Source organism: Candidatus Cloacimonadota bacterium (genome assembly GCA_020532355.1).
Taxonomy (GTDB): Bacteria; Cloacimonadota; Cloacimonadia; order Cloacimonadales; family Cloacimonadaceae; genus UBA5456.
This window is the reverse complement of the sequence record JAJBBD010000121.1, coordinates 1-12,424: the sequence shown is the minus strand read 5'-3', so window position 1 is coordinate 12,424 and position 12,424 is coordinate 1. Positions and strand designations below refer to the sequence as shown.

9 protein-coding genes are annotated in these 12,424 nt (G+C 40.5%); 6 read left to right on the top strand and 3 right to left on the bottom strand.

Annotated features, from left to right (window positions below; genetic code table 11):
* From LHW48_04295 to LHW48_04270, 6 genes are all read left to right on the top strand, one after another.
* Window positions 1-548 (top strand): AAA family ATPase (locus LHW48_04295; GenBank protein ID MCB5259680.1); only part of this gene is annotated, 548 nt, incomplete at its 5' end.
* The gene (locus LHW48_04290) at window positions 548-1,846 is read left to right on the top strand and encodes an MFS transporter (GenBank protein ID MCB5259679.1); all 1,299 of its coding nucleotides are present in this window, start codon (window positions 548-550) and stop codon (window positions 1,844-1,846) included. The genes LHW48_04295 and LHW48_04290, both read left to right, overlap by 1 nt.
* On the top strand, window positions 1,843-2,535 hold the full coding sequence (locus LHW48_04285) for a polyphenol oxidase family protein (GenBank protein MCB5259678.1): 693 nt from the start codon (window positions 1,843-1,845) through the stop codon (window positions 2,533-2,535). Before LHW48_04290 ends, LHW48_04285 begins: the two co-directional genes overlap by 4 nt.
* Window positions 2,528-3,811 carry a FapA family protein gene (locus tag LHW48_04280; GenBank protein ID MCB5259677.1) on the top strand — a complete coding sequence of 428 codons (1,284 nt, stop codon included), beginning with the start codon at window positions 2,528-2,530 and terminating at the stop codon, window positions 3,809-3,811. The genes LHW48_04285 and LHW48_04280 overlap by 8 nt, the downstream gene beginning before the upstream one ends.
* Window positions 3,812-3,824: 13 nt before the next feature.
* Window positions 3,825-7,037, top strand: a complete 3,213-nt coding sequence (locus tag LHW48_04275; protein MCB5259676.1) for a hypothetical protein — start codon at window positions 3,825-3,827, stop codon at window positions 7,035-7,037.
* Window positions 7,027-7,887, top strand: coding sequence for a tetratricopeptide repeat protein (locus LHW48_04270; GenBank protein ID MCB5259675.1), 861 nt, complete (start codon window positions 7,027-7,029; stop codon window positions 7,885-7,887). The genes LHW48_04275 and LHW48_04270 overlap by 11 nt, the downstream gene beginning before the upstream one ends.
* Before the next feature lie 218 nt (window positions 7,888-8,105).
* Here the strand turns inward: LHW48_04270 and udk are convergent, their stop codons facing one another.
* From udk to LHW48_04255, 3 genes are all read right to left on the bottom strand, one after another.
* Window positions 8,106-8,744, bottom strand: a complete 639-nt coding sequence (gene udk, locus LHW48_04265; GenBank protein MCB5259674.1) for a uridine kinase — start codon at window positions 8,742-8,744, stop codon at window positions 8,106-8,108.
* 27 nt (window positions 8,745-8,771) lie between these two features.
* The gene (locus LHW48_04260) at window positions 8,772-11,210 is read right to left on the bottom strand and encodes a transporter substrate-binding domain-containing protein (GenBank protein ID MCB5259673.1); all 2,439 of its coding nucleotides are present in this window, start codon (window positions 11,208-11,210) and stop codon (window positions 8,772-8,774) included.
* A gap of 4 nt (window positions 11,211-11,214) precedes the next feature.
* A partial coding sequence (locus LHW48_04255; GenBank protein ID MCB5259672.1) for a deoxyribodipyrimidine photolyase occupies window positions 11,215-12,424 on the bottom strand: 1,210 nt, incomplete at its 5' end.

The window sequence follows — 12,424 nt, the reverse complement described above, 5'->3', positions numbered from 1 at the left end:
CCAACTCTGACAAGCATGGAGGCATTGATGTTTCGCGAAGTGGAGTACAGCGAGATCTTTTACCTATTGTAGAGGGCAGTAGCGTACCGACCAAGTATGGATCGGTAGATACCTCTCACGTGTTGTTTATCGCTGCCGGAGCCTTTTCCAGCTCGAAACCCAGCGATCTAATTCCGGAATTGCAAGGACGCTTTCCCATCCGCGTGGAGCTTAATAGTTTAAGTGAAAAAGATTTTATCCGCATCCTCAAAGAGCCTGAAAACGCACTTACTAAACAATATCATGAACTATTTGCTACCGAAAAAGTGGAGCTTAGTTTTAGCGTTGGCGCCATTAAAGAGATAGCTAGGTTTGCGGCCATGGCAAATGACAAAATGGAAGATATTGGGGCAAGACGCTTGCATACTATTCTCAATACATTATTAGACGATTTCTTGTTTGAAATGCCCGATCCCAAACTAAAGAAAATTAACGTTACTCAAACAATGGTTCAATCTCGCTTAAGTCCGGTTATAGAGAGTGAGGATCTCTCACGATTTATTCTGTAATGATAAGATTCATCCGTAAAACCTTTGTTTCGCTAAGCATTCGCAATTACCGAATATTCTTTGGTGGGCAAGCTATATCATTAATTGGAACATGGATTCAACGCACAACCATGGGCTGGTTTGTATATCGACTTAGCAATTCTGCCTGGCTTTTGGGCGTAGTAACTTTTCTCTCTATGATTCCATCGGTGTTTATTTCACCTTTTGTAGGGGCTTGGGCAGACCGAATAAATAGGCATCGCACCATAATCGGTACCCAGATAGCCTTTTTTATTCAAAGTAGCTTGTTGGCAACATTGGTTTTAACGGGGTATATTAATGAAGGTAATCAGTATCCCATATTGGTTTTAGCCCTGTGTCAAGGTGTAATCGAAGCAGTAGATTCGCCCATCCGGCAAAATCTCTTGATTGATCTTATTGGCGATAAGAAGATGTTGCCCAATGCAATTGCTACTAATAGTGCGATGTTCAACAGTGCTAGATTGATTGGACCAGCAGTGGGTGGCTTGCTGATAATTCTCTTTAGTGAGGGTGTATGTTTTGCCATAAATGCAGCAACTTATATCTTTGTAATAGTATCGCTATTCTTTATTCGCATCGAGTATCCAGCATTATTACCCCGAACAGAATCTACACTAAAAAAAATCGCCGGTGGGTGGAGATATGTATACCATAGTTTTCCCATCCGGTATCTCATAATGAATCTTGCCATATATACTCTCTTTGGCTTTAGCTATTCAACATTACTGCCTGTTTTTGCTAAAGATATTTTGAATGGAAATAGTGGAACTCAAGGTTTATTGATGTCTACGGCGGGAATTGGCGCTTTAACCGGAGCATTTGTTTTGGCTTCTAAAACAAGTATTAAGGGTATGCATTTGCGCTTGATAGCAGTAGGATTGACCGCCAGCTTTTCTCTTATCTTGTTTTCTCGCAGTAGCTATCTGTTTTTGAGTATGATGATGATGTTGTTTATTGGATTTGGTATGATGATGACTACAGCTACAACGAATACCTTGTTGCAGACCTTAGTTTCCGATGAGATGCGGGGAAGGGTTTTGAGTACTTATACTATGACCTTTCAAAGCATGTCTCCCTTTGGAGGCTTATTGGTAGGAAGCCTAACCAGCAAGTTTGGACCTCAAACAGCAATGTTTATATGTGCTTCGATTTGTTTTGTTTGGAGCTTAAATGGACTTCGCCTTATGCCCCGTTTCAGTAAAAATATGCTAAGAATGCTGGTTATGAATTCTAACTCATCGGTATACCGAACTCCGCGCTTGGAGCTAAATAAATGAAGGGTATCTTTTTGCACATGGGCACGCGGATTCCAGACTATCGTGGGATAATGAAAACACAGAAGGACATTATTCTAAAGGGTAGAAATATCCCTATAAACAACGTTGTTATTTGCGAACAAACTCATTCTAACATGGTTCATTTATGCTCTGTGGAAGATAATGGGGCAGGAGTGAAAGATCATCCTCAAATTGCAGTTGCAGACGGCTTAGTAACCAATATCTGCAATCAGTACTTACTAATCCGTACGGCGGATTGCTTTCCGGTTATGTTCTTCGACGAGTATCAAAAGGTGGTGGCAGGAGTACACAGCGGGCGTGAGGGTACCAGAAAGAATATTGTAGGAGAAGCGGTTAAGGTGATGGTTGAACACTATGGGTGCAAACCGGAAAACATCGTGGCTCATATTGGTGCGGGGATATGCGAACAGCACTATGAGGTAAGCGAATTACTCTGGGACGAATTCAATCAAAATCTTGAACAAATGGATTTGTGCCCGTGTAACAAGCAATATAGGCACCTAAACCTTCGGGCAACAATTCATCAACAGCTTATTCAAGCAAAGCTGAAATTCATCAATATCAATAACGTGCAAGAGTGCACCTACGAAAATAAAGATTACTTCTCCTACCGCAAAGAAAAGGGAAACAACAGACAAATCAATATAATTGGGATTTGCAATGAATAAAATACTCACCAGCAAAAGTGGTAACTTAAGCTTGGAATTGAGGCAAGATAGTGCCTCGGCCTGGCTAACGGTTAAACGAAGCGGATGCTTAGTAGACGAAAAAGAGATATTAGACCTCATCGATGAAGCAGGGATAAAATCCGGTTTTGATGAGGCTATGCAACTCATCCGGGAACGGGGAATCGAAAAAGATTTCGATAAACCCTTTCCCATCGCAGTGTGCAAAAAGGGAGATCAGAAGGAAGCTAGTTTAAACTACCATTTCGATCCAGATTCTAGCTTGTGTGCTCCTTCCGAAATCAACCTGGAAGATCTTGTTCACATATCTTATGTAAATGAGGGAGATGTTGTTGCAACTTTCTCCGATAACATATTTGAGCGAGATGGCAGCATCTACGACATCTTTGGTGAGTTAATTACTCCGCCTGTTATCAACGAAGAGGAGGCATTAACTCTTGCCGGTGAGGGCGTACGTTACGAAGCAAGGGATTTTGTAGCAGAAACATCAGGATACCCATATTTGGATCAAGATAAGCGCATTTGCATTTTGACCCACCTGCGAGTAAAAGCGGAAGAAGTACCTCGCCATGAATTTATCAGAAGTCCTTTAGAGCTAGAGATTGAAGGAGATATTAGTAAGGTGCAGATAGCCACAGCACGTTCTCTTAAAGTAAATGGCAGCCTCAATGAATGCAGTGTCTATATCGAAGGAGATCTAATTGTATCTAACGATATTATTGGTTGCACAAACCCGGGTATTCAAGTTCTAGGCAATATGCAGGTATCTAGCATTAAACAATCTAGAGTGTTTGTAAAAGAAGATATTCAATTTGATAACAGCATAGAGAATTCAAATGTTGCATGCGATGGAAACCTCATTGGAACTAGATCGGATTCGCGCATAACCGGAGGTTTGAGCCAAGCAGGGGGAAACATACAGATAGGCATTGCCGGTTCTGAATCTGCGGAGGAAACCGAGATCGAGATTGCCATCAGTCCCTTTTACCGTGGCTTATTAATGCAAATGACAAAAGAAGCGGTTCGTATGCGTGACGAGGGAGATAACAAAGCACTGGACGAACTACATGAACGCATAAAGCTATGTGAAACAGAATTAGATAGGCAACTGAATAACTTTCTCAAGCGTCCAGCCGATATCAAGAAGAGCGTTCGAGTTGAAGCAGATGTGTATCCCAAAACTTTATTTAGAATACTTAAACACTCGTATCAGATTAAAACCCGTCAAAGCGGAATAAGTATTATTGAAAAGGATTAATTGGAGAAGGATTATGAAACTTAGAGCTATTCTGATGATAATGGCTGTAGTGCTAATTATAACCCCTTTACTGGCGCAAAGCCCCGGATTTGCCAAAGATCCCGCCATTTCTGCAGATGGGAAAGAAGTATGTTTTGTTTTTGCCGATGACCTGTGGCTAGTTCCCTTTACAGGGGGAATAGCGCGGAGATTAACTAATACAGAGGCATCAGAGTGGGGACCCATATGGTCTCCGGATGGACAGTGGATTGCCTTTAAAAGCAATCGGGAAGGTCGCACCTACTCATATATAATGCCATCAAGTGGTGGTGAAGCAAAGCCGATAATTAGGGAGACATACTCAGTAGTAGATTGGTTTAATGATGGTAAACATTTACTGGCAATAGGATATAGTTTCGAGTATGGAAGCTCCTTTTTTAAGCTTCCCATAAATGGCGAACGTCCTATCCTTTTGGGCGAAATTGGTGAGTATTGGGCAAGTCTATCTCCAGACAACAAGAAAATAGTTTTCAGTAGATATGGAGATGCTCATCGCGAATCCTATACCGGTTCTTTAAATGGCGATTTACATCTTTTCGATATTGAGACCAAGAACTACTCTAAGCTTACTCAAACAAATTACACAGAGCGTTATCCCGTATTCTCGCATTTTTCAAATTCTGTATTCTATGCCGCCTCAGATGGCGACAACTTTCAGCTAGTTAGAGTTGACGACCTTAATTTTGAACGTGTATTTACTACCGAAGAACTACCTCAGTTTAGTGTTAGAGATATTAGCATAGCCAGAGCGAATGATCGCCTTGTTTTTGAACATTTCAACGAGATTTATAAGTATGATCCCACCAAACTCTCGGGAGATCGAATCCAAAAACTTGAAATTGACATTGCGCAAGATACATGGATTAATCCCATTCGTGAACACAGCATGAAGGATGAGCTTGTGGATTATGCGATCTCGCCAGATGCTAAACTCGTAAGCTTCAATTACAAATACGACAACTTTGTAGTTCCAGTGAAGGGTGGCATCCCCAAACCGATAACAATTGACCATTCTGGTTGGGCGAAAGTGGAATTCCTTTCGGATAGGGAAATGGTTTTGTTTAAACACAATCAGGGCAAGGATTCCCTGTATCGAGCAAAAGTAGATAAAGAGATCATTCCAGAACCCATTAAATGGTTCGGAGCAGATAGCCTTTCGGTACGTGATATCGATAAGGATCAATTTGGCAACTGGCAGATTCGCTATGCGGATTACAAGAATGCCGGACGAGTAGCTCTTGCCGACAGCCTTTTTGAAAACATTCGTCCTATGAACATTGAAAACTTATTGATTTCTAATCTTGCTTTCAATAAAAGTGGCAGCCACGCCGCTTATTGCACTATAGACGATAAACACTTCATGCGAGAGCTCTATATCTACGATTTTGGGACAGATACCCATACCAAGGTACTCAGCGACCAGTATAACATCTCAAATATCCATTGGACAAAAGACAATCGCTCGTTACTCTTTACGCGAGCTCGTAATTTGTACAGATTGGATTTGGTTCCCAGAGATGAATTTGAATATGAAACAGATCCTTGGGATGAAATTTTCAATCCCAAACCCGAAGAGGATAGTTTAAGCACAGAAACTGAGCCACTAGAACTAGAGCAAACCGATACAGAATCTGATAACGACGAAGAAATTGAAGATGAGGAGGATGGCTTTGTAATAGACATCAAAATGTCCGAAGAAGGGACGGATATTGAAAGACCGGTTGAGATCGTTTGGGAGGGTATAGATAAGCGTATCTTTCAATTATACGAAGGCGAAATGTCTAACTTGTATCCCATCAAAATCCTTAGCGATTCCACGTTTCTATATTTGGATGTTTCGTGGTTCAATCAGAAAAAGGGGAGCCTCAAAAAAGGTGATGTATATGGTAAAAATTCCAAAGAAGAAGCTTCTTTTAGTGCCGAGAGCAATTCTTTCAAACTATACAACGACGTACTCTACTATTTGGAAGAATCAGCATTAAAAAGTTACAATATAAATTCGAAACAGCGTAAAGACATCTCCATTAGCTTAGATTATTCATACAATGTGAATTTATTAAACCAAAGGGTTTTCGAGCAAGCTTGGGGCTTTTTTAACGAGAACTTCTACGATCCCAATATGCATGGGAAGAATTGGGAAGCAATGTATGATGAATACTTGCCGTACACTGCTCTTGCGCGAGGCATAGACGAAATTGGCTCTATTATAGATGAAATGGTGGGAGATTTGAATGCTTCTCACACCGGGTTTACGCCCCGCAGTGAAGGTGAGAGCACATACAAAAATATGGCTTACTTAGGCATAGAATTCGATTATAGTGAAGTGATGGATGTCGGCATACTTATTCGCAGAGTGTACCCCAATACACGTCTTTCTGGTTTTTACAGAATAGAAGCTGGAGATATACTTACACACCTTGATGATATTGCCATTACAAGATTTACCCCGATTGATTCTATTTTAGTGGATAAGGTAAATAAACCGCTTAAATTTACGATCTTAAGCGATAATGTGCCCATTAGTGGTCAAATAATGGGTATGGATGCCAGATCTGCCCGGAATATGTGGTACGAATACAAAACAGAGCGAAACCGAAGATTTGTGGAAGAATCTACAGCTGGAAGAATTGGATATATTCACATTCCGGCAATGAGTGAGACCAATTATGACGATTTTTATCGGCTTTATTTTAAGGATAATCACGATAAAGAAGCCGTGATCCTGGATTTTAGAGGTAATGTGGGCGGCAGAGTTCACGATGATATTATATCTTTGCTAATTAAGGAACCTTATGCGTATTCAAGCCGCAGAAGTTATGGTAATCTTCCCAGAGTAGAGCCCCGGCAGGGTATTTATGTGCCCACTATTGTTTTAGTAGACGAACACAGTTTTTCTGATGGAGAAATCTTTCCTATAGTGTATCGGGAGTTGAAGTTGGGGAAAGTTGTAGGTTTCCCCTCCAGTGGCGCAGTTATTGGCACTTGGACAGTTAACTTGCTCGATGGCTCAGCGATGCGCATGCCCGGTACAGGGTGGTATAAAGTGGACGGCACAAATATGGAGGGAACTGGTGCGACTCCGGATATAATTGTTGAACATAGCCTGAATGATCTTGTATCGAACAACGATAAACAATTGCAACGCGCAATTGAGGAAATCTTGCAAGAGATAGTTAATGAGTATTGAGCAAACAATAATCCAAGCCCAAGAATTAGGTAAAAAAAATTGGGTGCAAGCTATGCATATACTCAATAGCGCCGCAGAAGAATACCCTAACGAAGCGCGGCTACAAACAACTATGGCAGAGCTATTTATCTCACGCTTACAGTATAGCATGGCATTAAAACACTATTTGCGCTCATTGGCATTAGATCCGGAAAACCTCAGAGTAGTTGTAGCAATTGCTGGATGCTATCTGGCTTTGGGTGAATACCGTCTAGCCCTTATTTATTACAAACGCATACCAGATCCTCCGGAAGAGATACTTTACAATATTGGTTATGCCCAAGCCTTGATGGGAAGTCATCAAGAATGCATAGATACTATGCAAAAGCTTCGCAAACGCTTGCCCAAACATCCGTATGTGTATTTTGTAATTATCGAACAATACATTGAAATGCGAGAATCTGATGAAGCAATGCGATATCTGAGAAAGGCACAAGAATGCTGTCCAGATCATGTCCAGCTAAATCTATTTGCAGGACTAATCTACTCGGATAAAAAAATGTGGTTACAAGCTTACTACTACTATCGTAAAGCCAGTAAAATGGCAAAGATAAATAATCCGGAACATATGATTCGTTATTCTGCTGCCGCCCTACAAACCGGCTTACCCCAAGAATCTATTTCCATTTTGTTGCAATGTGAAAAGGCTTGGCCCTACCTGAGTGAAATCTACCTGAACTTGGTTAAAACATACCTGTTTATTGGCGATACTAAATCTGCCGCAAGCGTTATTAAGCGGGCTAAGAACAGCCTTTCTCACCTCAGCCCGGCACTAAAAATTATGCAAGAGAGATTAAAAAAGCAAGAATAAAATAAAGTGGAAAGGTTGTTACACAAGGCTTGCAACCCATGAATAGATCGAGATCTCGGTTTGGTGGGCTTTTTCTGATTGTAGCTATGTCCATCCACCAACCTAGTAGTATGGGGCTTTACTATATGTCCTGGTTACTCAACGGTCTTTATATGCTTGTGCGTTGACAAGATTCTTTTCTATAACACCGCAAGCTAGCAAACTCCAATAAAGGCTATCTAACTACGGCGGGTATTACTTACCAATTCGTAAAGTAAATACCCATTTAACATATACAACACCTTATCAAATTCTTTATCGCCAGGAATAATAACATCGGCATTCTTTTTGCTGGGTTCAATAAATGCCTCATGGGAAGGTTTAACAGTTTGTAAATATTGATCTAAAACGTTTTCCACATTTCTGCCGCGGTCAATTATGTCTCTTCCAATCCGGCGAGCCAATCGCAAATCTGCATCAGTATCCACATATATCTTCAGATCCGAAAGTTCCAATAACTCTTTGTAATATAGAGCAAAAATTCCCTCTAAGATAATTACGTCTGCTTCGGCAATACACAAGCTGCCTTCATTGCGGCTATGAGTTACAAAACTATAATCGGGTACGTTAACTGCCTTTCCTGCCAGCATATCAAGAATATCTGAAACTAGATATCCTTTATCTATAGCATCTGGATGATCAAAGTTAACTCTGCCTCTTTCTTCTATGGGCAAGTAAGAGAGGTCTTTATAATAGTTATCGTGTGAAACTATCACTGTTTTCAAATCGGTTAATCTTCGGCCAATAGCTTTAGCAATAGTTGTTTTTCCAGAGCATGTCCCTCCGGCTATCAGTATCAATCTTGCCGTTTGTGTCATCGATCTTACATCCAATATCTTTATTTCTTATCTGAGTTCCAGCAAACCACAGATTAAATTATACAGCTCGTAAATATCTATGGGTTTTGCTATGTAGGCATCCATTCCCACAGCCAGAAAACGCTCTCTATCCCCTAACAAAGCTGCGGCAGTAAAGGCAATTATGGGAGTGTGTTTGTTCGTAGTCAGTTCAAGATCACGAATTTTTTGCGTTGCAGTAATACCATCCATTAGCGGCATTTGAATATCCATTAAGATTAGATCGTATGGTTTCTGCTGGTGCATTTTTAGGGCTTCAACACCGTTTTGAGCTATATCCACCTTCAAGCCCCAAGCTTCCACTTGCCGCTTTGTTACTAATTGATTTATTGGTTCATCCTCGGCAAGTAAAACCCGCCCATGCAAACAGTTGTCACAGTGTATGGCAGCATGTTTTTGTTCGGGTATGGAACTTGATACTTCTTTGTGTAGAGCAAAAGGTAAGATGAAGAAGAAACAACTTCCTTTTTGCGGTTCACTTTCTACCCACACAAAGCCGTGCATCAGCTCTACTAAGCGTTTAACTATGGCAAGCCCCAAACCGGTACCTCCATATTTGGATGCTATGCCCTTGTCTGCCTGAGTATAGTTATCGAAAATATCTTGTTGTTTGGTTTGGTTGATTCCTATCCCCGTATCTATTACTTTAAACAGCAAGCGGATATCATTTTCTGAGGAAGTGTAAATCTCTGCTTTTATTTCTATTTTACCTTGTTCGGTAAATTTTATGGCGTTTTGCATCAGATTGATCAATATCTGTTTTAAACGTAGTTGATCTCCTTTCAAAACATCTGGGATGCCCTCTTCAATATAGAAGCTCATTACCAAACCTTTGCGCTTATTCTGATACTCAAATTGCTTAACAACATCTTCGACCAAATAGCGTAAGTTAAAGTCGCTTATCATTAATTCCATTTTACCGCTTTCAATCTTTGAAAAATCCAGTATATCATTGATTGTTTTAAGCAGATTTTGGCCGGAAGAATACATGATGTCGTAAATCTCTCTCAATTCTGGAGGCGAATCCATCTGTAGTAAAACTTGCAAAAATCCGGTTATACCATTAAGTGGGGTACGGATTTCGTGGCTCATATTTGCCAGGAAATGACTTTTAGCAATACTGGCAGCTTCTGCTCTTTCTTTTTCTTCCAGAAGTTGAGCCTCAAGGTTTTTTTGTTCAGTAATATCAAGCAGGTAACCATATAAGCAGGTTTCGTTAGTTTCGGGATTCAGTAACATACTACAGTAATCTAAAACCCAACACAATCCTTGAGATTTGCTCTGAACTCTGTAATACAGCGTGGTTGTTTTGCCCAAACTGAGTGCCATACTCTCATCTAAAATGCGTTCGCGATCCTCAGAAAATATGAGTTCCGTAAAACCTGTAGATAACTCTTTCAATTCTTGGGCTGTAAAACCCCATTTTTCCACGTTATCGGAGATGTAGATAATCTCATAAGGCTCTACTTTGCACTTATAGATTACGATAGGTCCGGCAGTAAACTCATTTTGCCACTGGATAAATTCTGCTTGTGTATTACGTAGGGCTGTTTCTAAGGCGGAAAATTGGGCGTCCTTGAGCTTCAATTGAGTTCGTTTTCGCCTTAGTAGAATTACCATAACTGCAGAAAGGATTATTAACGGAATGCAAACTAAAAGAATTATACTTACCATACTAAGATGAATAGGGAGATTTGTAATATTTTGCGCAAACCATTTTTGATGCAGAGTGTTAAGAGTGCCATCCATATTCAACTGGAGCAGTGCCTCATCTACTTGTTTAATAATCTCAGGATTTAAGGAAGCAAAACAGTATTCTCGTTGATGAATGCGATAGGGAAGAACTCTTATATTTTTGAGTTTCCCCTCTTGTATTGTATACATTCCCAGAGTGTAATTAGCAACGCAGGCGTCATAATCTCCTTTGTTCAATAGCCGAATTGCAATATCTTGAGAAGGAACATGATTTAATTTACCTGTAAAACCTATCTGTTCAAGATACTCTTTAGCTACATCGTCTTGCTGAATAACTACAGATTTATCTAAAATATCTGCTTCTGATAGAATACTGGAATCTTTACGTACAAAGATGGAACGCCAGGTTACACTATGCGCTGTGGAAAAATGAAATGTTTTAGCACGTTGCATGCTGAAAGCCATTCCCTGCACCAGATCAATCTCGGAGTTTTGTAGCCAGTCCATTACTAAAGCCCATTTGCCAAGGCGAAACTCAACATCCCAATCTAATACTTTTGCCAATTCCCGGCTCAGTTCCACATTATATCCATCTGGCATACCGGTACTATTGATAAATTCATAAGGGGCATATTCCGCATCGCCGCCAATAACAACCTTGCGCCGCTCTGCCCATAAACCGAATAATCCCGTACACACTATTAGAACTATGATAACAAAAATGCGCTTCATTGTTCTATCCTTTCAACCATTTGGCAGTATATGCCTTCATATTGAACTTTCGTTTTAACCCCGCTGCATTCATGTAGCGAACCATGCCATAGATTGGGCGTTCTGCCCAAGGACGATCGTGTTTACCAAAACACCACGCTATCCCAGCCCAAGCATTTGCATCTCTACCATCCAATTCATACCGGTTGTTCAGATATGCTAAAATCTGATACGCTTCATCTACAGACGGACACCATGCTAAAACTCTTTTTCCCCAATACATACGCATATAATTATGCATTTTACCACTATTTAGTAGCTCCTTTTGTGCTGCATTCCAATAGATATCGTCAGTTTCTCCCGATTCTAACCTCTCCATAGCGTAGTCTTGCTCTCGCACATCATTCAGATGATTAGTGAGCGTATTTTTTGCCCACTTAGGCAAGCATTTCGCACTTTCATATTCTGGATTATACTCGCAGAAGTTCATCGCCAATTCCCGACGGATAATCAGTTCTTCGGCATAAGCTCCAAAGCTTGCGTATAAACCCGAATACTGAGCTTTCCCACTTATAATTGTACCACAATTTTTCAGTGCTATACCACATTTTTCTGCTGTTTTTCTGATAATTTCTGCAGATGATATCTGACCAAAATGCAAGTATGCACTCATGTTGCTTTGGATATCCAAATCTGGGTGATTGCGATACATTGCGTAGTCCTTCAGTTTGAGGTCGATAAAACCATCTAAAATTCTATTTGCTACCTTATGCGATCCCTGTTGATAGTTAGTAATTTTACATGAGCTTTCAATATTTAAACGTTTGCAAGACCACTCCCACAATGCTTCTTCATCTTCGTAATTTCCATTAAACTCATCTAATCCAAGTGCTTTTTGTGGACGCAACTGCACAAAATACCTGGTTTTTGGCCTGGTGCACAGCCAGGTATTAAGCTGAGGAATAATCTTTCTTCGTAATGTGGCGGCAGAGTATTCTTCTTTAGTGGAAGCTAGATGAATGGGTACAACGGCTTCCGTATCTAGCTCGTAAAGGTTGCAATGCTTCAATTCATCCATTGTGAATAAAGAGTTTCGGATTTTTTTTTGCCAAAGCAAGCAGCCGTGATCCAATACCAACACACGCGCATCTTTGGCTAAAACGGAGATTACCCTTGTGAACGTCCCCCAATATATACTAAAGCTAAGGTGTTGCTTATATGCTTCTTTGGCAGTT